Source organism: Acinetobacter sp. ANC 3832 (assembly GCF_002135415.1).
Lineage (GTDB): Bacteria > Pseudomonadota > Gammaproteobacteria > Pseudomonadales > Moraxellaceae > Acinetobacter.
The window spans coordinates 47043-68664 of record NZ_NEGJ01000006.1; the positions used below are offsets into that span (position 1 = coordinate 47043).

General features: G+C 35.8%; 21 protein-coding genes, 1 tRNA gene and 1 pseudogene. 10 read left to right on the plus strand and 13 right to left on the minus strand.

The genetic code is table 11. The annotated features are described in order from the left end of the window. Positions 1-34 precede the first annotated feature (34 nt). From clpA to rpiA, 7 genes are all read right to left on the minus strand, one after another. On the minus strand, positions 35-2311 hold the full coding sequence (gene clpA / locus B9T35_RS09715; protein WP_086190915.1) for an ATP-dependent Clp protease ATP-binding subunit ClpA: 2277 nt from the start codon (positions 2309-2311) through the stop codon (positions 35-37). A gap of 9 nt (positions 2312-2320) precedes the next feature. Then, positions 2321-2734, minus strand: a complete 414-nt coding sequence (gene clpS, locus B9T35_RS09720; RefSeq protein WP_086190916.1) for an ATP-dependent Clp protease adapter ClpS — start codon at positions 2732-2734, stop codon at positions 2321-2323. Positions 2735-2751: 17 nt separating this feature from the next. Beyond that, positions 2752-3501: a DUF6776 family protein gene (locus B9T35_RS09725; protein ID WP_086190917.1), complete on the minus strand. Its 750-nt coding sequence runs from the start codon at positions 3499-3501 to the stop codon at positions 2752-2754. Positions 3502-3580: 79 nt separating this feature from the next. Further along, positions 3581-4630, minus strand: coding sequence for an N-acetyl-gamma-glutamyl-phosphate reductase (gene argC, locus B9T35_RS09730; protein WP_086190918.1), 1050 nt, complete (start codon positions 4628-4630; stop codon positions 3581-3583). Positions 4631-4662: 32 nt separating this feature from the next. Then, positions 4663-4878, minus strand: a complete 216-nt coding sequence (locus B9T35_RS09735; RefSeq protein ID WP_086190919.1) for a hypothetical protein — start codon at positions 4876-4878, stop codon at positions 4663-4665. Between the two features lie 205 nt (positions 4879-5083). After that, positions 5084-5755 (minus strand): SprT family zinc-dependent metalloprotease, encoded by a 672-nt coding sequence (locus tag B9T35_RS09740; protein ID WP_086190920.1) that lies wholly within the window; start codon positions 5753-5755, stop codon positions 5084-5086. Between the two features lie 91 nt (positions 5756-5846). Then, positions 5847-6518, minus strand: a complete 672-nt coding sequence (gene rpiA, locus B9T35_RS09745; protein WP_086190921.1) for a ribose-5-phosphate isomerase RpiA — start codon at positions 6516-6518, stop codon at positions 5847-5849. Positions 6519-6634: 116 nt separating this feature from the next. Between rpiA and ilvA the strand changes: the two genes are divergently transcribed. Continuing rightward, complete coding sequence (gene ilvA, locus B9T35_RS09750; protein WP_086190922.1) at positions 6635-8173, plus strand: threonine ammonia-lyase, biosynthetic; 1539 nt, start codon at positions 6635-6637, stop codon at positions 8171-8173. Positions 8174-8326: 153 nt separating this feature from the next. Here the strand turns inward: ilvA and B9T35_RS09755 are convergent. Next, a pseudogene (locus B9T35_RS09755) lies at positions 8327-9159 on the minus strand (IS5 family transposase); the annotation flags it as partial. A gap of 428 nt (positions 9160-9587) precedes the next feature. Between B9T35_RS09755 and B9T35_RS09760 the strand changes: the two are divergent. Together B9T35_RS09760 and B9T35_RS18415 are read left to right on the plus strand one after the other, a co-directional pair. Further along, a complete protein-coding gene (locus B9T35_RS09760) occupies positions 9588-10142 on the plus strand; it encodes a lipocalin family protein (protein ID WP_086190923.1) in 555 nt (184 codons plus the stop codon). Positions 10143-10506: 364 nt separating this feature from the next. Continuing rightward, complete coding sequence (locus B9T35_RS18415; RefSeq protein WP_171264259.1) at positions 10507-10671, plus strand: hypothetical protein; 165 nt, start codon at positions 10507-10509, stop codon at positions 10669-10671. A 165-nt stretch (positions 10672-10836) separates the two neighbouring features. Here the strand turns inward: B9T35_RS18415 and B9T35_RS09765 are convergent. From B9T35_RS09765 to B9T35_RS09780, 4 genes are all read right to left on the minus strand, one after another. After that, positions 10837-10913, minus strand: a tRNA-Met gene (locus B9T35_RS09765). Between the two features lie 130 nt (positions 10914-11043). Continuing rightward, the gene (locus B9T35_RS09770; protein WP_086190924.1) at positions 11044-11250 is read right to left on the minus strand and encodes a hypothetical protein; all 207 of its coding nucleotides are present in this window, start codon (positions 11248-11250) and stop codon (positions 11044-11046) included. A gap of 555 nt (positions 11251-11805) precedes the next feature. Continuing rightward, positions 11806-12006, minus strand: coding sequence for a hypothetical protein (locus B9T35_RS09775; RefSeq protein WP_086190925.1), 201 nt, complete (start codon positions 12004-12006; stop codon positions 11806-11808). A gap of 177 nt (positions 12007-12183) precedes the next feature. Next, positions 12184-12855: a metallophosphoesterase gene (locus tag B9T35_RS09780; protein WP_086190926.1), complete on the minus strand. Its 672-nt coding sequence runs from the start codon at positions 12853-12855 to the stop codon at positions 12184-12186. A 417-nt stretch (positions 12856-13272) separates the two neighbouring features. On the opposite strand from B9T35_RS09780, the gene B9T35_RS09785 reads away from it, so the two are divergent. The 5 genes from B9T35_RS09785 (at position 13273) to ppk1 (ending at position 19637) form a co-directional block, all read left to right on the plus strand. Further along, positions 13273-13542, plus strand: a complete 270-nt coding sequence (locus B9T35_RS09785) for a YARHG domain-containing protein (RefSeq protein WP_086190927.1) — start codon at positions 13273-13275, stop codon at positions 13540-13542. 23 nt (positions 13543-13565) lie between these two features. Further along, positions 13566-13985, plus strand: a complete 420-nt coding sequence (locus B9T35_RS09790) for an HIT family protein (protein ID WP_086190928.1) — start codon at positions 13566-13568, stop codon at positions 13983-13985. Between the two features lie 249 nt (positions 13986-14234). Beyond that, positions 14235-15314 carry a porin gene (locus tag B9T35_RS09795; protein ID WP_086190929.1) on the plus strand — a complete coding sequence of 360 codons (1080 nt, stop codon included), beginning with the start codon at positions 14235-14237 and terminating at the stop codon, positions 15312-15314. 588 nt (positions 15315-15902) lie between these two features. Further along, entirely contained in the window at positions 15903-17357 is a 1455-nt protein-coding gene (locus B9T35_RS09800) for an OmpP1/FadL family transporter (protein WP_086190930.1), read from the plus strand. A gap of 189 nt (positions 17358-17546) precedes the next feature. Beyond that, positions 17547-19637: a polyphosphate kinase 1 gene (gene ppk1, locus B9T35_RS09805; RefSeq protein WP_086190931.1), complete on the plus strand. Its 2091-nt coding sequence runs from the start codon at positions 17547-17549 to the stop codon at positions 19635-19637. 76 nt (positions 19638-19713) lie between these two features. On the opposite strand, the gene B9T35_RS09810 is transcribed toward ppk1, so the two are convergent. After that, positions 19714-20040 (minus strand): hypothetical protein, encoded by a 327-nt coding sequence (locus B9T35_RS09810; protein ID WP_086190932.1) that lies wholly within the window; start codon positions 20038-20040, stop codon positions 19714-19716. A 124-nt stretch (positions 20041-20164) separates the two neighbouring features. Here B9T35_RS09810 and B9T35_RS09815 point away from each other — a divergent pair, with 124 nt between their 5' ends. Together B9T35_RS09815 and B9T35_RS09820 are read left to right on the plus strand one after the other, a co-directional pair. After that, positions 20165-20590, plus strand: coding sequence for an HD domain-containing protein (locus B9T35_RS09815; RefSeq protein ID WP_086190933.1), 426 nt, complete (start codon positions 20165-20167; stop codon positions 20588-20590). Positions 20591-20686: 96 nt separating this feature from the next. After that, on the plus strand, positions 20687-21586 hold the full coding sequence (locus B9T35_RS09820) for a LysR family transcriptional regulator (RefSeq protein WP_086190934.1): 900 nt from the start codon (positions 20687-20689) through the stop codon (positions 21584-21586). Positions 21587-21622 lie beyond the last annotated feature (36 nt).

The following is a 21622-nucleotide window of genomic DNA, read 5'->3' on the forward strand; positions in this document are numbered from 1 at the left end:
GTGACTTCACGGGTTATTTTTACTTAATCTATGCTTATGCAGGTTCAGCAGTTTGATCTTCAAAAACTTCAAGTTTTAGACCTACAGCTTTGCCATTTTCTTTCTGAACAGAAACAGCAACATTACCGCCATGATCAGCAAGTTCGCCGAATAAAATCATTTCAGCCAGCGGTTTCTTCAGGTGCTCCTGAATTAGACGTTGCATTGGGCGAGCACCCATTAAACGATCATAACCATTATCACATAACCAATCACGTGCACTTTGATCTACTTCCAGCACTACTTTCTTATCATCCAATTGTGCTTGTAATTCTGTTAAGAATTTATCAACTACCGAATCGATCACAGTCGTTGGCAATGCTTTAAATTGGATTACACCATCTAAACGGTTACGGAATTCAGGTGAGAATGCTCGTTTCATTGCTTCTTGGTTATCATTACTGTTGTCTTGCTCATTAAAACCAATACTAGTCCGTGAAATACTTTCTGCACCAATATTGGTTGTTAGAACAATAATCACATTGCGGAAATCAGATTTACGACCATTATTATCGGTCAAAGCACCATGATCCATTACTTGTAATAGCAAGTTAAAAACATCTACATGTGCTTTTTCAATTTCATCCAACAACAACACACAATGCGGATTTTTATGAATTGCATCTGTCAGTAATCCACCTTGGTCATAACCGACATAACCTGGAGGCGCACCGATCAAACGTGAAACGGCATGACGTTCCATATATTCTGACATATCAAAACGGACAAGTTCAACACCGAGCAACTTCGCCAATTGCTTCGTCACTTCAGTTTTACCCACACCTGTAGGTCCTGCAAATACAAAACTACCCACAGGCTTATCTGGAGATTTCAAACCAGCACGAGACAATTTAATTGCTGAACCCAATGCAGCAATCGCTTCATCCTGCCCAAAGACCACACGTTTCAAATCACGCTCAAGATTTTCAAGTACAGACTTGTCATCTTTCGATACAGTTTTTGGTGGGATACGTGCAATTTTAGATACAATATCTTCAATATTTTCAACGGTAATAACTGTATTTTCTTCTTCAGTTTTTAAACGACGTTGCGCACCTGCTTCATCAATCACATCAATCGCTTTATCGGGTAAGAAGCGATCATTAATGAATTTTGCAGCAAGCTCTACAGCGGAAACCAAAGCTTTATCATCATATTGAACATGATGAAATTCTTCAAATTTCGACTTTAAACCACGTAAAATATCAATGGTTTCAGAAATCGATGGCTCATTCACATCAATTTTTTGGAAACGGCGTGAAAGTGCATGATCTTTTTCAAAAACTTGACGATACTCTTGGAAAGTTGTTGAACCAATGCAACGTAAAGAGCCATTGGCCAAAGCAGGTTTAATTAAATTTGATGCATCCATAGTACTACCCATACTTGAACCAGCACCGATAATCATATGAATTTCATCAATAAATAAAATTGCTTCAGGTTTCTTTTTCAAAGCATTTAAAAGTTGTTTTAAACGTTTCTCAAAATCACCACGATATTTAGTCCCTGCAACCAATGCGCCAATATCTAAACTATAAACTTCCGCATTCGCCAAAGGTTTTGGTGCTTTACCATTCACAATTAACCAAGCTAAACCTTCCGCAATTGAGGTTTTACCTACACCTGGATCACCGACTAGAAGTGGATTGTTTTTCCGACGACGACAAAGAATTTGAGCAGTCCGTTCAATTTCTTTTTCACGTCCAATTAACGGATCTGTTTTGCCCTTTTGTGCTTCTATATTTAAATTTAACGTATAAAGCTCTAATGGACCCGCATTTGCAGATGCACTTGATTCACCATCTAAATCCTCAACTTCTTCTTCAACTTGGATCTCTTCTTTATGCCCACCATGAGATAAATATTGAGTCAAAGTCAAACGATTAATTTGATGACGTTTTAATAAATAAACTGCAAAAGAGTCACGTTCAGAATACATCGCAACCAGAACATCTGCACCTTCAACTGTCCGATCGCCACCGCTCGATTGAACATGGAAAATTGCACGTTGTAAAATTCGATCAAAACTTTCTGTAGGATGAGGTGCTTGATCACTACTTTCACCAAGCTTAGGCGTATGTTGTTCTACATATTCTTCTAATTCTTTACGCAAACTCACGATTTCCGCACCACATGCTTTTAAAGCATTCACTGCAGAATCATTATCAAGCAAAGCCAATAATAAATGTTCAACTGTAAGGAACTCATGTCTCTTTTGACGAGCCATGCTAACAGCCAAACGTAACGAAACTTCTAATTGACGACTGAGCATGAAAACCCCTTATTCTTGTGGCTCAATCTGACAAAGTAATGGATGACCTTGAGACCGAGCATAATTGTTTACTTGGTTTGCCTTTGTCTCTGCGATATCTCGCGGATAGACAGCAGCAATACCTTTTCCTTCATAATGTACTGTTAACATTACTTGAGTGGCTTGGTCAAGATTCAATGCGAAGTATTGTTGTAAAATTTCAATAACAAAGTCCATTGGTGTGTAGTCATCATTCATTAAAACGACAGCATACAAAGGTGGACGTTTGAATTCTGGTGGTGCTGTTTGAACTGAAACATCACCTTCTGTATCTTCCTGAGGAGTATCGCCTAAACGAGGACTCAAATGCCAATCGACATAACCAGTTTGATGAAATGATGATTTAACTTCATTTAAGCTCATTTGACGTTTGATACTTCGCATATTTCTAGAGTTCATCACTATTTTGCATTGGCTTCAGCTTGCGGTACTTCCGCAGCAAAAGCAGCTGTATTATCAATCGGTTTACCACGTGCCCAACTAAAGCGTTTAATGACAGGTGTAGCACCATTTACACGTATTTCAATGTATTGTGGATTAAAGCCTTTAGGCATTGTCCAACGACCTGTTAAACGCTCAATATCATCAAAGTTGAAATTGCTATCTTCCATTGGAATAGTGAGCACTTCTGTACCATTAATTAAGCGTATTTCAACACTACCTGTCGCACGGCGACGATTCGAGCTAACTTGGACTAAATCAATCTGATATTCATACGCATTTTCAGGCAATGCTTTCACTGCTAAATTTTGTATGGTTAAACTTAAACCGCCACGTTCTCTTAGAACTTCACGATAGATGGTACTCATACCTTCTACTTGTTCTTTCTCTGCTTTTGCTTTCGTTAACGCTTCAAATAAATCGTTTGAATTCGCAACTGCAACATCTTTTTCTTGCACAGCAGCATTTAAACTTTTATTTAATGCATTTAAAGAAGTCTTCTGTTTCTGCACCACATCAACCAATTGCTCAGCATCTGCATCATAACCAACGACTGTTAATCCTTGACGATGACCCACGGTATAGCCCAAAAGCATACTTCCAGCGCACAATACGACTCCACCCAACATGAGGGGCATACTTCCCTTCATAAAAGGCTTCTTTGGCAACTGAGCGGGTTGTGACGCGGTATTTGTTTCTGTGTTCGGCATCGTCATCTCTGATCGTTGATAGAGTCAAAACACACATTTAACCGCAAAGTTAGACGTGTGTGAAGTTATAAAGCGTGTTTTATGGTAATAATCCTATACCTTGTAAGCCAGCATCTTCTGCAAAACCAAACATTAAGTTCATATTTTGTACAGCCTGACCTGCAGCACCTTTCACTAAGTTATCTTGTACGGACAAAACAACCAAACGCTTTGGCTGAGGTTTGTATAGTGCAATTCTTAATTGATTCGCACCACGTACAGAACGAGTTTCAGGTGAACTATTCGGAGGCATCACATCAACAAATGCTTCATTGGCATAGAATTGTTCATACAAATCTTGTAAATCTGTTGCTTCGCCTGCATCAGTCAAATCAATATAAATCGTGCTGAACATGCCACGAATCATAGGCACTAAATGCGGTACAAAAAGAATATGATCAAACACACCTTTTTGACCTGAAATATTTTCAAGTGCTTCTACAATCTCAGGATGGTGACGATGTCCTGCCACGCCATATGCTTTAAAGTTATCTGCATTTTCTGAATAAATCATACCTAAACTGGCTTTGCGGCCTGCACCTGAAACACCTGATTTCGCATCAATAATAATACTTTCAGGTTTAACCAATGTTTCAGCGTGTTTGAATAAGGGTGCTAAACCTAATTGTACGGTTGTTGGGTAACATCCAGGATTACCAATGACATTGGCTTGTTTAATTTTGTCACGGTTCAGTTCTGACAAACCATAAACTGAATCTTTTAAAATATCTGGGCAAGCATGTTCTAATCCATACCACTTTTCAAACTGTTCTAAATCTTGTAAACGGAAATCTGCTGCTAAATCGACAATTTTTGTGTTCGCTTTTAGCAATTCTTCGGCATGTTTCATTGCGACACCATGTGGTGTTGCAAAGAATACGACATCACATTTTTTAAGTTCGTCGATGTTTAAATCGGAATAGTAAAGATCGGTATGTCCACGTAGACTTGGAAACATATCATCTACACGGCGACCATTTTCGGTACGTGAAGTCAGTACATTCACCTGTACATTTGGGTGTCGTAGTAATAGACGCAACAATTCAACGCCTGTATAACCTGTACCACCGACAATACCAACTGAAATCACGTGCTTTACCTCACTTTAAAACAATCTATTTCTTAACTTGCTAGTATGACAGGAAGTTTCCACTTACTGAACAGTTTTAGCCCTTCATAAACAAAATCATCTATTAATACTCCATTTACTCGAGTATTAATAAATCTTATATTGGAAAAATTACCACCTAAGTAAGCTAAATTAACTCCACCTACTGAAATAGAAGCAGCTTTTACAACCTCATCATCCCTATGAATATCATGAGCAGCATACTCCAAACTACTTCTAAGATGTTCAAATACCGACTTAACTTTAGGTTTTGAAATATTTTTATGACTACTTATTATTTCAAAAGTCTCTTTAACTTCATCTAAAAGCTCTTTTATTGACTCTTTTATTGACTCTTTTCTTTCACCATTCTCTAATTTACATAAACAGTAAAATACATCCTACATAATTATTACTTTAAAAATAATAATTTATTTACCACCACCATGGTACTGGACTGTTTTTTAAAATTTTACGATGATTTTCATAATTCAAATCATGCTTTTCAACTTCCACCCAAAATTTTGCACTATGATCAAAATGTTGAGTATGTGCCAATTCATGCACACATACATATCGAGCAATTTCCTTTGGAAATAAAATCAAACCACTATTCAACATAATGTCATGTTTAGAAGTACAACTTCCCCAACGTGTTTTGGGTTGACGAATTGAACATTGACCATACTTTAAACCTATTTCAGTACTGATCTGTTCAAAATACAAAGGTAAATGATGTTTAGCATAAGCAATCACAAAAGCTTTTAAATATTGCTCAGGTTGTCGATCACTCATAAAAATTTGATGATTTTTATCATCTAAAATAAAAGATTGTTTTTGAGTCTGATAGCTAATTTGTAACGGTTGTTCTAAATTAAATAACTTTAACGCTGTAGGTAAAGTTCGATCAATCTGTACAATTTTTTCTTGTTGTTTTTGCCACGTTTCAATCATCCACTGTTCAGATTGATTGAGAAAATCCTGTATCTGCTTTTTTGTACAAAATTGAGGAACAGTTAAACGAATTTGAGTGTGATCAACCCGCAAACGAAGTCGTGTTGCACGTGCATGATGACTAATTTTAATTTCAGGAAGGTTTAGGGTCATATTTTTATTTACTTTTGAATCCTCCCTAGCCCCTCTTTTTCGAAGAAAGGCTTTTTTCCCTCCTTTTTAAAGGAGAGTTAGGGAGAATTTATTAAACCGCTGTACGTTCTTCAATACCATTGTTGGTCGCAACAATCGCAACATCTGCTTTTTGAATTGCAAAAATACCGTTTGTTACTACACCAGGCAGGTCATTCAAAGCTTTTTCAAGTTCTAATGCATTCAAAATATTCAAATTAAATACATCTAAAATAACATTACCATTATCCGTGACTACACCTTCACGATAAACAGGATCGCCACCTAAAGAAACAATTTTACGTGCCACAGCAGAACGCGCCATTGGAATCACTTCAACTGGAAGTGGAAATTCACGCCCCAACTGCTCGACCCATTTTGAATCATCCACGATACAAACAAATTTCTTTGCAATAGACGCTACAATTTTTTCACGTGTTAAAGCAGCACCACCACCTTTTATCATGTGCATATGACGGTCAATTTCATCTGCGCCATCCACATAAGCATCTAAACCACCCACGTGGTTCATATCAACCACTTCAATGCCTAATTTTTTCAAGCGTTGTGCTGTCGCTTCTGAACTTGCAACTGCGGCTTCAAGTTGAAGCTCTGGCAATAATTCAATTAGGAAATTTACAGTACTTCCTGTTCCAACTCCTAGAATGCCACCTTTCGGTAAGTGTTTTAAAGCGGCTTGTGCTGCTGCTTGTTTTTTCTCATCTTGGGTTGCATAAAGGCTCATGACATCACTCAACTTAATTTCAATTTCTTTGCATATTTAGCGCAATTTTAAAACGCAAATGTACAGGGGTTTGTTACAATGAATGTTCATTTTAAACTGTTAGATGGAAAATTAACATGCTGTCTCGTTTGGTTCGACAAATATTACAAGCAACTGTCTATGACGTTGCCATCGAAACCCCACTCGAAGCAGCGCCACGAATTAGTGAAAAACTAAATAATAATATTCGCTTCAAACGCGAAGACTTACAACCTGTCTTTTCTTTCAAACTACGCGGTGCCTATAACCGTATTAGTCAATTACCGAAATCTCAGTTGGAACGTGGCGTTATTACTGCTTCAGCAGGTAACCATGCGCAAGGCGTGGCTTTATCTGGTCAAAAGTTAGGAATTCGCGCCATTATTGTGATGCCAAAAACCACACCTGATATTAAAATTCAAGCGGTAAAACGTTTGGGTGGCGAAGTAGTTTTGCATGGTGATTCTTTTGACGTTGCCAATAAATATGCCATTCAACGCTCTAAAGATGAGGGCATGACCTTCATTCCACCTTATGACGATGAATTGGTCATGGCAGGTCAAGGTACTATCGCCAATGAAATTTTACGTCAATGGCGTGATGTCGAATATGTATTCGTTGCCGTGGGCGGTGGCGGTTTAATTGCTGGTGTCGCTGCTTATTTTGGTGATGTTGCACCACACGTTAAAATTATTCCTGTTGAATATGATGAATCTGCTTGTTTAAAAGCAGCTTTTGAACAGAATGAACGTGTTATTCTACCTCAAGTGGGCTTATTTGCTGATGGCACAGCAGTTGCACAAATTGGCGAAAAACCATTTGAAGTGATTCAACTACAAAAATCTGATAAATCAGGTCCAATTGTTGAACGTGATGTCATTATTGTGAATACAGATGAAATTTGTGCTGCGATTAAAGATACTTATGATGAATGTCGTAGCATTGTCGAACCTTCTGGTGCGATGGCTTTGGCAGGCATTAAAAAATATGTCGCTGAACATGGTTTAGAAAATAAAAATATGGTGTCGATTGTTTGCGGTGCAAATATGAACTTTGACCGTTTACGTTATATTGCAGAACGTACTGAGCTTGGTGAACGCAAAGAAGCCATTTTTGCCGTGACCATACCAGAAGAAAAAGGCTCATTCCTAAACTTCTGCCGAGCTTTACAAGGTCGTAATATTACTGAGTTTAACTATCGTGCAAGTCATTCATCTGCTGCACAAGTTTTCGTTGGTATTAGCTTAAAAGGTGGTGAAAAAGAACGCCATGACATCTATGAATTATTAAACGCTGATTATGATGTCGATGATTTATCTGATGATGAAGTCGCGAAACTACATATTCGTTATTTGGTCGGTGGCCATGCAGATATTGAAAATGAGCGTTTATTCCGTGTGGAATTCCCTGAACGCCCTGGTGCTTTACTGACTTTCTTAGAACGTCTTGGGCCTACGCATAACATTACCCTGTTCCATTACCGTAACCACGGCGCTGCCGAAGGTCGTGTATTGGTTGGACTTGAAGCAGAAGATGCTCAACAGAATCCAGACGGTTTAATTGAAACATTAAAAAGCATTACTTATCCATATGTAGAAATTACCAATAACTTAGGTTATCAACGTTTCTTAAAGTAATCCTTTCTAAAAAATAAAGAGCTTCAGTTGAAGCTCTTTTTTCATAATTTCGCTTTAGCTTGTCATAACGAGTTGCAATTCCTCTAAATTGCTTTAATCGTGCAAATGTATTCAAAACAGCTTTGTTGCATAAATATTTTAAAGACAAAGCTACTTGGTTTTCACCAAATTTCGATGATGATACCTAGACCACTTTTTCCAAATTACCCTTCCTAGGCATTTGACTGTTCTCAATAACTCATTCCGCTCGATAAACCTCGCTTGTTTATCTTTCTAGGGCTTTGCATTCTTTATTGGTAGAATGACTGCATATGCTTGACGATCTGAAATGAGCTGTCAGCAGCATTTAGTGTCATAAGCTCCATCGGTATAAACAGAGTTAACTCGCTCATCAAGTGGAATTTGATTGAGTAAATCCCCGAGTACTTGTGAATCACTGACATTATTTGTTGTTAACTGCACAGCTCTTATTTGCAAGGTCTTAGGATCAACGCCGATATGAAGTTTACGCCATTGGCGACGGTATTCAGGCTAATGTTTCTTACGCTTCATTCACCTTCACCTAAAAACTTCAAGCCAGTTAAGTCTATGATGAGCACTATACTGCGCAAGGAAAACCATCATGACTTTTCTGATAACCTATCTCAATATCAATATGTTTTTGTCTGCGACAGAGAGTTGAATACGAATATCACTTATATTCGGAGCTGTCCAATCTAAACCACAAAGTTGAATAAGGCTTTGAATAAAGCCAGTGGCCATACCTAAAGAAAGGCAAAATAGAGATTTGATCATCAAACAACATTGAATGCTGTATCGGAATAGATTTGATTTCATCCATGCTTGCCTTGTGGACGAGCATACCATTGAGTCTTAGGGTTGACCAAATTGAAATATTGCCTCGCTTGATTAACCTTGTGCAGTATACTGCTCATGTAAGAGGACCAATTGGTTGTAAGATAGATTTTGAATATAGGCTTCTTCATTCGAAAATTATATTACTGAAGAAGTCTTTAAGAACAGCTTTGCGCAACAAAGCCTTCTGAAACTATCTTAAGATTACATATGAACCTCTTATAGAAAACTGAATATTATTCAAATAATTTTTTATTATTTCAAATATTTATCAACTTGACTACTCTCTATACACCTTTCGAGCTACACTTATTAAACAGAACTATAGCAACCTTAAAAAAACAACCTAAATATTTTATTAACTTTCACTCATTTTAATTTAAGACTATCTTAATTTCAAATTTATGCTAAAAGCACGCGAACTTAAAAATACAAAAAAAAGAAGCTCCATCTTGTTATGAAAAATTACATGAATTGTAAACAATTTTACAATTCGTCATCCCGAATAAGCATTCAAACTCTGTATATTTATGAAGTACTTAAATATACGAGCTATATTATGAACAACAAATTGAAGATTTTTACCCTTATCTCTGGAATGGCATTTCTTAGTGTTGCTGCATTAGCATATGCCAGTGATGAGAAAGTACAGACTGTACCAAAAGTTGATCTAAATAAATATTTAGGAACATGGCATGAAATTGCTCGTAAACCATTATATTTTCAAAAGAAATGTGATTACAATGTAACTGCAAATTACTCATTAAATGACAATGGAACAATAAAGATTGATAATCAATGCTTTAACAAAGATGGGAAGCTTGAGCAATCCATTGGTGAAGCATCTGTACAGAATGCCCCTGCAAATTCTAAATTAAAAGTTAGTTTTTTACCAAAAGCTCTTCGCTGGTTGCCTGTTGGACGAGGTGACTATTGGATTTTAAAAATAGATGAAAACTATCAAGTTGCTTTGGTCGGCACACCAAACAAAAAATACTTATGGTTATTAAGCAGATCTCCAACACTTGATCCAGCTGTCGTTACAGAGTTTTTGGATCACGCTAAAAACCAAGGTTATGACTTAAGTGATTTAATTAAGACTCAACAGAAATAAATTAAGCCCTCCCTTGAGGGCTTTTTTGAATAACTCTTTCAACATATAGTTTTACAATCTGCGACCTGATAATCATCTAACTTCATTATGTCTTTTTGATATGAACTGAAATACATTGATGAATTCATCAATTAGAACGATTGTGGTAGATCAGTATCGAGGGAATATAAATGAAACACCTTGACTACTCACATACTGATATGAATCATGCCGCTATAGAGTTATTAAAAAAAATCCTGAAATATAAATAAGATATAAACATTTTAATCGTACATATATCCACATATGCATCTCACAACTACCGTAGTGTTAACAGTTTTAAAGCCCATGATGGCTACTCAACAAACAATTCAATGGAAAGAATATGACCACTCCAATTACTGGATTCAAAGCTTTCTCAAGTAAAGCCAACTCTACGGCTCTACCCCCTCTTCAAGCGGCCAATGAACATACTGAAAGTACACCAAAACCATCAACTGAACCTGAGAAAACGGTTGAACCTAATAAAGATGTATCCAAAATAAAATAAAATATAGACGCAGTGATTAACGACGCAGATTACTGAATATATAGCCTCACTTATTTTAAGTGGGGTTTTTTGTTCTCTAAATAATAATGTTATTAAATACTTGATAATAAAAAAAGCCTAATAAGCATGAAGCAAATTAGGCTATAAACTTTAAATCTTTCTCGTTGGTAGCGGGAGCTGGATTTGAACCAACGACCTTCGGGTTATGAGCCCGACGAGCTACCAGACTGCTCCATCCCGCATCAACGAATTGACTTTATACGCCTAAAAGATAAAAAATACAAACATTATTAAATTTATCTATGTATTTGATAAAATAGTTTATATAAATTTAAATATAAAAGACCCGCAATATGCGAGTCTTTTTATTACTTAACGTTCAATAATTTTAAAAATCTTTCCACTTTTGGCACTTTGAAAAAACATTTCAAAGCTAGGCCGAATCAATTCATTATCTACAATAATATATTTTATTCGTTCATACGTCTTAACTGCACTTGATACCACTTCATCTAAAGTCGCTTCAATGGCGTAATGCACGCCAAACTGGTCTTGTACATTAATATTCAGTTTATTCATAAAAGCACCTTAAAAAGTCAAATAATAAACAGTCTGAGACTGCAAAAAATAGCATTCAATAATTATTAGAGTCGTTGTTATATATTGAACGCAGGTCAATATACGTTAAAAAACACTTTATAGGGAAAATGTTTATGACCGTACAGAATAGTTATTTTGAACATTTAAAAGATCAGCTAAGAATCCTAATTGGCTTTCAAGTTAATAAATACAGCAGACAATAAAAAGCCTACTTAACTCTCTGAAATTAAGCAGGCTTTTTCAATTATCGTTCTGATATTTATAATTTTAGTACTTGAGTTATTGGATAAGTAAAAGATACCATCAATCAAAAAAAACTAAGTATAGAAAATACAAGTGTTATGTTTGAAGATGTTTTAATTAAGTTGTTATTTCTTTGCAAGTTTATCAAAAAATAAGCAAACAGCTCATAAGTGATCACTTTGTGTGCTGAAAATAATAATGACTCTAAAATAAAATATTCCTAGCTTTCAAATGATGATAAAAAAGCCCACCTTTTGGTGAGCTTTCATTTAGAAATAATTTATTGTTTCACTAACTCGATTGCATATCCAACTCATCATCACCCGTAATTAGTACCGATATTAAAATTGGAACAGCTAAAATAACGGGAAAAAAGACAATCCATAAATCAATTGCTAGTTTATTTGAGAAAACAAAATGGATAATAATCGCGATTAAAGCCAAAATTCCAAATAGAATACCAGCGAATCGAGTTGCAAATTTTAAAAGCATTTTTTATTCCCCTTGATATTAAATATTTCACTTTAATAGTTATGTCTTATTTTTGATAATTAAGCAAAGCACTTTGATAAAAACTTACTCTTTTGGAAAGTAGATTTACAAAACTTTAAATACTGTGTGGATCATCATAACTTCATCCACTAAAACAGCATTCACTCTTTTTACTTCTTAGATCTGACTCAAATCTAAAATAGTCATTGTTCCCCAATGCACTGCACCCGTATCAATGTAGTAACAGTTATCTCGTTTGATGACTTTTCTAGTGACTGTATGTCCGAGAATTACGGCATCCACACCTTGAACATGAGTGTATTGAGCATTACCCATTTCCATCCGATCTCGATTCCACATCGCCAATTGATCAGCACCTCGTATAGAGGGATCATTAAAACTTTGCTTAAACGCTTCCCAATCATTTTCTTCAATATGCCCATGCACAAAACCAAACTTTTTCCCGTTATAATCCAACTCTAGAACAACGGGTAATGTCTTGAACTTATCAATGATGGTTTGTTGGGTGTCAGAATCTAAGCGATAAAACCACTTTCCACCATGTTCAAAATGGCACCTAAAAATGGCTCTGTCTTCTCTACTGCGAATACACATTTCTTCATGGTTGCCCATAATCGAAGTAAACCAAGGTTGATCCATCAGGCTCACACAATCTTCATTCTGAATTCCACGGTCAACTAAATCACCTACTGCAACCAATAGATCCTTTTTAAAATCAAAGCCAATTTTTTCTAGATTAGACATCAGCAGGTTATAACAGCCATGAATATCCCCTACTGCATAAACCTTACCTTTGATTTCTTTATCCCAGATTTTGACGAAGCCCATCTCTATCCCACCACCCACTCTATCTTTTGAATTGCTCAATCTGATTCACATATTCTGTGTTAAACCGTAATATCTGATAATTATGCATTATCACAACATTATATTTTCCCATGCCACCAATACAACCTTTAACTCTTGTATATCACCCTACACTCTAAATTTGTCCATCCACTTCAATTAAAATGATTTTACCCGCAATGTAAGAATCAAGCATGGTAAAGTCAAATAAGAGTACATCTAAACATTTGTTTTTAATTTACTTTTATCAAGAATACTGATATACAATATTGTCCAATATTATGTGGATGAATCATGGAGGAAAATTACACTTGAATAATTTTACGCCATTGAATTCGTGCTTATGCACCCTATAATATAAATATAAGACAATTTAATATGTCAAATTGAGGGTTGAGGATGAATAAGTTTAATATTGCTGTATTTTCAATGATATCCATTTTTGCTGGGGCAAATGTATACGCAGCCGATGCCGCTCAAGAATGTGCAAAATTGCAAGATGACTATAACGTAATCTATGCATCAAAAGGTTTCTGCTTTAAAGATCCTGATGCTAAAGCTAAATATGGTAATGACAATTGCTTTACCAGTAAGCCAAAATTCTCTGAAAAAGAACAGCAACGTCTTGACGAAATTAAAGCACGTCAGAAAGATTTAAATTGTAAATAACGACATCCAAAGGAAATGAACCAATGATTACGGCTTATGATGATCAAAACATATTTGCTCGAATTCTACGTAATGAACTTCCTGCAATTAAAGTATATGAAGATGATCACGTCCTTGCATTCATGGATATTATGCCTCAAGCCGAGGGACATACTTTAGTCATTCCCAAAACCCCTGCTGTGACACTGCTTGATCTTCCACCTGAAGTTGCTGCGTATACGATTCAAATTGTGCAGAAAATTGCTAAAGCAATAGAAACTGCTTTAGGTGCAAAAGGTATTGTACTGATGCAACTTTCAGGTGTTTCTGCAGGGCAAACTGTTCCGCATGTGCATTTTCATCTGATTCCAAGTTCAGTACATGAACTCGGCAAGCATGCTGTGCAAATGGGGGATCAAGAAAAAATTAAAGCATTGGCTGAGAAAATCAAAGCTGCTCTTTAATTTCTAAGTTTGAAAAAAGAGACTTCGGTCTCTTTTTTTTAATTTATTCATTTGAATTATAATATTTTATTGCTTTCCTCTAAATTTCATACGTCATCAAACTGTCATTTAGCTTTCACCTATATGTAACAAAATTTACAGATACTGCATGCAAGTTGGTAAGTATCTGTAAATTTTTGTAGGGCTTACTAAATAAAAAAGTGAAATAGGCAAATGCCATTTGAATGAACACGTTTTGGAGAAATCTCAATGAAAAAAGTGCTACTCGCTGTCGCAGTTGCATCATTTGGCTTAAGCGCAGCGCAAGCAGCGCCAACATTGTACGGTAAGCTCAATGTTTCTTTAAACCAAGTTGACAATAAAGACTTTAAAGGTACAGATGAAACTCAATTGAATTCGAATGCTGCACGTATTGGGGTAAAAGGTGAAGAAAAACTCACCGATAATGTTGCTGTCGTTTATCAAGCAGAATGGGCTATTTCTACAGATGGTTCAGGTTCAGATACAGATTTAAGCGCTCGTAACCGTTTCTTAGGCTTAAAATTTAAAGATGTTGGTACGTTAAAAGCGGGTCAATATGATTCATACTTCAAAACATCAGCAGGAAAATATCAAGATATCTTTAATGATGATACGAATCTTGATATTACTAAAACCATGTATGGTGAAGAACGTTTAAAAAACGTAGTTGGATTTGAAACAGACAAAAACCTATTAATTCCTGGCCTACAGTTCAACATTATGGCGCAAACAGGTGAAAATACGTCTTCTCTATACACAACTAAGGAACGTGACAGTTTCAGCGGTGTATCTACATCATTAACGTATGAAAATAAAGACATTGGCTTAGCTGCTGGTCTTGCAGGTAACTTTGGTATCGCAGGTAATTATAATGCTTTGTCTTTATCTGGTATCGAGTCTGATGCTTACCGTTTAACAGGTTCATTAGATTTAACCAAAGCAGGCTTAGACGGCTTAGTTCTAGGTGCATTATGGCAACATGCTGAACCATCTGATTCGCCATCTTTTGATGCTTTAACGGCTGCTAAACTTGATACGCGTGTTGCATCACTTGAAGAACAAGCTTGGTTAATTCAAGCAACATATAGCATCATGAATACGCCATGGGCTGTTAAAGGTCAATATCAATCTGCAAAAACAGAATGGACGGGTGGTGACCGCACATTGGATCAATATGGTGTAGGCGTAGACTATAACTTTAATAAACAAGCTCGCTTTTATGGCTTAATTGCTCAACAAAAGCGTGATTGGCAAGACAATGATGACAAAAAGACTGTATTTGGTTTAGGTATGGAATATAACTTTTAATTAGAAGATATTTATACATAAAAAGAACATGCACATGCGTGTTCTTTTTATTTGAGAACAAAGTTCAAATTATTTATTCAGTTTCAAACCAATTTATCAATGAGCTTACTCAACGATTTTGAATAGCTAAACTGCGTGGGAATCAATATTGATTACACATGAAAATTTTATATAAAACCTTTTTGTGCCTCTATGCAGGATAAATACAAAAAGCTTATTAACAATACTTTAAAATATCTATTTTATAAAAATTTTATTCAACATCATATACAACATTTTTTAATTTTAGAGGTCAGTTAACATAACCAATAAAATAATTTTAATAATTAAATTTATTTAGAATAAATACTCTACTATTTTTCATACAATCAGAATTCCAAAATTATTAATTAAAATAAATATAATTATTTTCAAGCTATTGATAAATTTAATTTTTATTAATTAACACTATTTTCATTGATCCGAATAGTCATTTTAAGGCAATTGTTACCTATATTTCATTATGCTAAAACGCCATCAGATTTTAGAGTAATTAATCTGTTTAGTTTATTTATTCTAATTTTAAAATTATTTCTAGGATGAATAAAAATGCATATGCAACCCAAGCTTCTCACAATAGCCATTTCATTAATCAGCGCGGGGACACTTTCCCAGACTCATGCACAGGGTTATGGCGTAAATGAACAAAGCGTATCATCAATGGGAGCAGCATATGCAGGTCGTGGTGCACATATTCAAGATGCATCTATTATCTATGGAAACCCTGCGGGCTTAACCCAATTAAACAGTGCACAAATCAGCCAAAATGTAACTTTTGTAAAAGCATATTCAGATATTAATAATGCATCAGGTACGAATGTTTTAGGTCAAGTTTCTCAAGGTACCAATGACGGTGATTTTGTACCAGAAGTTGTATTGGGCTCTTCATACGCTGCTCTCCCTCTCAATCAGTATGTAGATGGCTTATCCGCAGGGATTGGGTTCTATGTTCCTTTTGGTATTGCGAGTAACTACGAAGGTTCTTTCCAAGGGTCTGTATTTGGTGATAAAACCAAAGTCAAAGTATTAACACTCCAACCTACCGTTGCTTATAAAATTAATCCTCAAATTTCTGTGGGTATAGGCGCAACCATTAATAAAATGGAAGGCGAAATCAATCAAAGTTTAACGGGTGGTGCTGATCGCTCTGGTTTAGAAGGTGATGATTTTTCAGGGGGTTATAATATTGGTTTCTTATTTACGCCCAATAATCAAACCAATGTGGGCTTAACCTACCATTCGCATGTTGAATTCAAACTTAAAGACACAGCTTATATTAATGATTTAAACCCTTCTGCCTTACTCAGCAGCAAAACTGCACAAGATCTACTTGCATCAAAAGGCGTAAGTGCAGCAATGTTAAGCGGTCTAAATAATTTAGATCTTCGATCTCATGATGCTTCACTTAAAGTAACTACACCTGAAAGTGCTGAACTCTCTATTTCATACCAAGCAACTCCAGCTTTAACTTTACTTGGAAGTGCAACTTGGACACGTTGGAGTCGCCTCGGTGTTTTAAGCCCTGAAACTGGCTTTAATGCTAATTTATTACTGACTCAAAACACACAACTTGCAACGTTATTAGGACAATTAGCTTCAGCAGGAAAATTAAGCCCTCAAGAAATTGCAGGTATTAAACAAATGGTCGATGCTCAACTTGGCGGAAATCATGAAGAAGTGCTTAATTTCAAAGATAATTGGATGTTCAATGTCGGTGCTGAATATACGTTAAACCCGCAATGGAAAGTTCGTACAGGTTATGCATATGATCAAACACCTGTAGACACTGCATCTAGAACAGTTCGCTTACCTTTGGGTAATCGTAATATTGTCAGTCTTGGTGCAACCTATAAAGCGACTCAAAACACCTCAATTGACGCAGGATATATGTACATTTTTGAAAATGATGCACGTATAAATCAAGTCAAAGGTGCATCGACTTATTCAGCAACTTATCAAAATTCTGCACATACACTAGGTTTGCAAATTAACCATAAGTTTTAATTTCCTCTCATTTTTATCAATGGATATTTCACTCAAATGGGATATCCATTTTCATCTGTATAAATTTCCAACAAAAAATAAAATATTTTTATTTTGAATCACTTAAAACCAAAATTTCAGCACAATGTAACAAATTTGTCATATACAACTCTTACCATATCTATAAGGTCTTAACAGACAGTTTGTAAAATGACGCAGATCATGCCCGCTTTAAGTAATTTCCAACACAGTTCTGAAACGTATATTAATCGTGAAATATCGCTTTTAGAATTCCATAAACGGGTTTTGGCACAGGCTAAAGATGAAAGTCATCCACTTCTTGAACGCTTAAATTTTTTAATTATCTTTTCACGTAATTTAGATGAGTTTTTTGAAATCCGTGTTGCTGGGTTAATGAAACAAATTGATTTCAATACGATTACCACAGCACCAGATGGTATTCCCAATGAAGTGGTTTTACAGCAAATTTCTGAAAACACACATCTTGCGATTGAAGATCAGTATCAAACTTTAAATGAAGTTTTACTACCTAAATTGCGTAGTTTCGGCATCCGTTTTATTCAGTTCAATGACATTTTAGAAAAACATAAAGATTGGATTAAACATTATTTTTTCAAACAAGTTCAGCCTGTTATCACACCAATTAGTTTAGATCCATCACATCCCTTTCCACGATTGGTTAATAAAAGCTTAAATTTTATTGTGACTTTAGAAGGTAAAGATGCTTTTGGGCGCCAAATTGAACTGGCAATTGTCCCTGCTCCTCGCTCCTTACCTCGTGTTGTTCGCCTTCCCAATGAACTCACCAATGGCGAAGAACACTACATTTTATTATCTGCCATTATTCAACAACATATCGATGACTTATTCCCAGGTATGTCAGCAACGGGTTGTTATCAGTTCCGAGTCACTCGAAATGCCGACTTAACACTGGCGGAAGATGTGGATGATTTAGCAGTTGCGTTAAAAGATGAATTATCTTCACGACGTTTTGGACGCGCTGTACGCTTAGAAATTGCTAAAAATTGCCCCAATTCAATTAATAAATATTTATTAGAAAAATTTGATTTAGACCCTCAACATTTATATCCAGTGAATGGTCCAGTCAATATCACGCGTTTATTTGCAAATTTTGAAATCCCTGAATTACGTTTCAAACCATTTCAACCGATTATTCCAAAACTATTAAGAAATCCACATCAAATTTTTGATGTTTTAAGTAAGCGCGATATTTTATTACATCATCCCTTTGATTCATTTACACCTGTTATTAATTTACTCAAAGAGGCTGCACAAGATCCCAATGTTTTGGCGATTAAGCAAACCTTATATCGCAGTGGTCCAGATTCTGAAATTGTTCAAGTTTTAGCAGAAGCTGCTCGAAACGGTAAAGAAGTCACGGCTATTATTGAACTTCGCGCACGTTTTGATGAAGAATCAAATATTATTGTCGCTAACCTTCTACAAGAAGCTGGTGCAGTTGTGGTTTACGGTATTGTCGGCTATAAAACCCATGCCAAAATGATTTTAATTGTGCGTCGTGAATCTGATAAATTAAAGCGCTATGTACACTTAGGTACAGGTAACTACCATGCTGGTAATGCGAAAATGTATACAGATTATGGCTTACTCACCACTGATGTTGATATTTGTGAAGATGTTCATAAAATATTCCAAGAATTAACAGGTATGGGGCGTATGGTGAAATTGAAAAAATTATTTCATGCACCATTTACCCTGCATGCTCAATTACTGCAACTGATTGAACAAGAAATTATTCATGCTAAAGCAGGTAAAAAAGCACGTATCATTATTAAAGTGAATGCATTAACTGAACCACAATTAATCGCAGCTTTATATCGAGCATCACAAGCTGGTGTAAAAGTAGATTTAATTATTCGTTCAATTTGCTGTTTAAAACCTCAAGTTGCAGGGCTTTCAGAAAATATTACTGTTCGCTCAATTGTAGGGCGCTTTCTTGAACATACTCGTGTTTACTATTTCTATAATAATGGCGAAGATCAGTTGTACTGTGCAAGTGCCGACTGGATGGGTAGAAACCTATTTTCTCGTGTAGAAACCTGCTTTCCTATTGAAGATAAAAAATTACGTAAACAAATTATCGAAGATGGTCTACTCAGTTATTTAAAAGACAATATGCGTGCTTGGGAGTTAGATGCCAATGATCAATGGCATGCGCTACAACCTTCACAAGGTAAAGCACCTTATATTGCACAACAGCATTTAATGGATAAAAGAATCATCACACCAACAGCTTGAATTAAATCTTACCCTAAGAATAAGTCTTATAATACCAAGCTTATTCTTAGGATAAATAATTCATAAATCTATGTTTTTATACTGTAAACCCAATATAACGATACATATTTTCAACGCCTAAATCTGTTTTATAAATCAGGTAATCAGGATAAGTCGATTGAGTCACTTCCTTAAAAATATTGATTCCTTGCTCATCATGTAAATGAATTTCATCCACGCTCCGTTGCATGGTCGATTCAAATACATCTGTAATAAACTCAAAACCCAAATCCATTGCAATAAATAAATTATGTTCGCAAGGTTGAATGTATTGTTCCTGAGACCAATCCACAACCGCTTGTTTGCAATGCGGACAAGTTACATTTTCCTGAAAATTTTCTAATTCAATCAGTTGAAAAGACATTCTATTTGCCACAGAATAAAACTATAGTTTAAACGAGTTGGGGAATTTTAAACACTCGTTTAAATTACTTACAATAAAGTAAGAGATATCAATATAAAAGCAATGTCATCAAGACAGGGATATTATGTCAACGATAGAAAAAGCCATTGTATTGGCTGCTCGAAAACATGCAGGACAAACCGATAAAGGAAATCAGCCCTATATCTTTCACCCCTTACGTCTCATGCTAAAGATGAAAACACCTGAACAGCAATTTGTAGCTGTACTGCATGATATTTTAGAAGATACAGATACAACCGTGGTCGACTTAATCTCACTTGGATTTAGTTCTGAAGTGATTGAAGCCATTCAAGCATTAACCAAAAAAGAAGGTGAATCTCGGATTGAGGCTGCATATCGAGCGGTCAGAAACCCAATAGCACGTGCCGTTAAACTGGCGGATGTTGCCGACAATATGGATTTATCTCGTATTCCACATCCATCTACAAAAGACTTATTACGTTTAGAAGAATATAAACACGTTCAACAGATTTTAATGTCAGGCGTTTAATCCAATTAAGTCAAAGATTTGACACAAGATCTAAATTGACAAAGTGCAACAATGTTATTCTAATCATGCCAATTATCGCATTAATGGAATGTTCTTATGCTCTCGGATTTAGATGATTTTTACTGCTTCGCATTGGTTGTAGAACACGGTGGATTTAGTGCAGCAGAACGAGCAACTGACATTCCAAAATCTAAACTCAGTCGCCGTGTTTATAATCTAGAAGAAAGTTTAGGTGTACGTCTGATTCAACGCAGTTCACGGCATTTTGCTGTGACTGATATTGGGATGAACATTTATCGTCATGCACAAGTCATGATGAATGCTGCACAATCTGCACATGACCTTGTTGATCATTTAAGTGAACAACCACGTGGCGTGATTAAAGTAAGTTTACCTGTCTCACTTGCACAACATGAAATGAGCAAGATTTTACCTGATTTTCTCAAAACCTATCCTGAAATTAAAGTACAACTCTTTGTCACTAATCGCCGTATTGATATCATTAATGAAGGAATTGATATTGCCTTACGTGTTAGAGCAAGTTTGGATGATGATCCCAGCCTTATCATTCGAAAATTTGAGAATATCGAACAACATATTTTTGCAAGCCAAGCTTATTTAAATGAATTTGGAATGCTAAAAAAACCAGAAGAACTGTCTGAGCACCGTATTTTAAGTATGGTAGATGAGCATCTTGATCAGCAAATGATCTTACATGATGAACAAAATCAACAGAAAAAAATTAAGATTAATCCTGTTGTCATGGGTTCAGATTTAATCATGTTGGCTAAACTAGCCAGTCAAAACTGCGGCATTGCCCTACTTCCTGATACAGTTGCCAATGACTATCTACTTACAGGTGAATTGGTTCGTGTATTGCCCGAATGGAAAGCCCCTCATGGTATTTTTCATGCGGTATATCCATCACGTCGTGGTCAGCTTCCTGCGGTTCGTGTTTTTATTGATTATTTGGTTGAGCATCTAACCAAACGATAAATACATTCATATCTTGCTTATAATTCTTGATCAAAT

Excerpts from the sequence above, each read along its gene's own strand:
- clpA (WP_086190915.1), bottom strand. The coding sequence starts at position 2,311 with ATGCTCAGTCGTCAATTAGAAGTTTCGTTACGTTTGGCTGTTAGCATG.
- clpS (WP_086190916.1), bottom strand. The coding sequence starts at position 2,734 with ATGCGAAGTATCAAACGTCAAATGAGCTTAAATGAAGTTAAATCATCA.
- B9T35_RS09725 (WP_086190917.1), bottom strand. The coding sequence starts at position 3,501 with ATGCCGAACACAGAAACAAATACCGCGTCACAACCCGCTCAGTTGCCA.
- B9T35_RS09740 (WP_086190920.1), bottom strand. The coding sequence starts at position 5,755 with ATGACCCTAAACCTTCCTGAAATTAAAATTAGTCATCATGCACGTGCA.
- rpiA (WP_086190921.1), bottom strand. The coding sequence starts at position 6,518 with ATGAGCCTTTATGCAACCCAAGATGAGAAAAAACAAGCAGCAGCACAA.
- ilvA (WP_086190922.1), top strand. The coding sequence starts at position 6,635 with ATGCTGTCTCGTTTGGTTCGACAAATATTACAAGCAACTGTCTATGAC.
- B9T35_RS09760 (WP_086190923.1), top strand. The coding sequence starts at position 9,588 with ATGAACAACAAATTGAAGATTTTTACCCTTATCTCTGGAATGGCATTT.
- B9T35_RS18415 (WP_171264259.1), top strand. The coding sequence starts at position 10,507 with ATGACCACTCCAATTACTGGATTCAAAGCTTTCTCAAGTAAAGCCAAC.
- B9T35_RS09770 (WP_086190924.1), bottom strand. The coding sequence starts at position 11,250 with ATGAATAAACTGAATATTAATGTACAAGACCAGTTTGGCGTGCATTAC.
- B9T35_RS09775 (WP_086190925.1), bottom strand. The coding sequence starts at position 12,006 with ATGCTTTTAAAATTTGCAACTCGATTCGCTGGTATTCTATTTGGAATT.
- B9T35_RS09780 (WP_086190926.1), bottom strand. The coding sequence starts at position 12,855 with ATGGGCTTCGTCAAAATCTGGGATAAAGAAATCAAAGGTAAGGTTTAT.
- B9T35_RS09785 (WP_086190927.1), top strand. The coding sequence starts at position 13,273 with ATGAATAAGTTTAATATTGCTGTATTTTCAATGATATCCATTTTTGCT.
- B9T35_RS09790 (WP_086190928.1), top strand. The coding sequence starts at position 13,566 with ATGATTACGGCTTATGATGATCAAAACATATTTGCTCGAATTCTACGT.
- B9T35_RS09795 (WP_086190929.1), top strand. The coding sequence starts at position 14,235 with ATGAAAAAAGTGCTACTCGCTGTCGCAGTTGCATCATTTGGCTTAAGC.
- B9T35_RS09800 (WP_086190930.1), top strand. The coding sequence starts at position 15,903 with ATGCATATGCAACCCAAGCTTCTCACAATAGCCATTTCATTAATCAGC.
- ppk1 (WP_086190931.1), top strand. The coding sequence starts at position 17,547 with ATGACGCAGATCATGCCCGCTTTAAGTAATTTCCAACACAGTTCTGAA.
- B9T35_RS09810 (WP_086190932.1), bottom strand. The coding sequence starts at position 20,040 with ATGTCTTTTCAACTGATTGAATTAGAAAATTTTCAGGAAAATGTAACT.
- B9T35_RS09815 (WP_086190933.1), top strand. The coding sequence starts at position 20,165 with ATGTCAACGATAGAAAAAGCCATTGTATTGGCTGCTCGAAAACATGCA.
- B9T35_RS09820 (WP_086190934.1), top strand. The coding sequence starts at position 20,687 with ATGCTCTCGGATTTAGATGATTTTTACTGCTTCGCATTGGTTGTAGAA.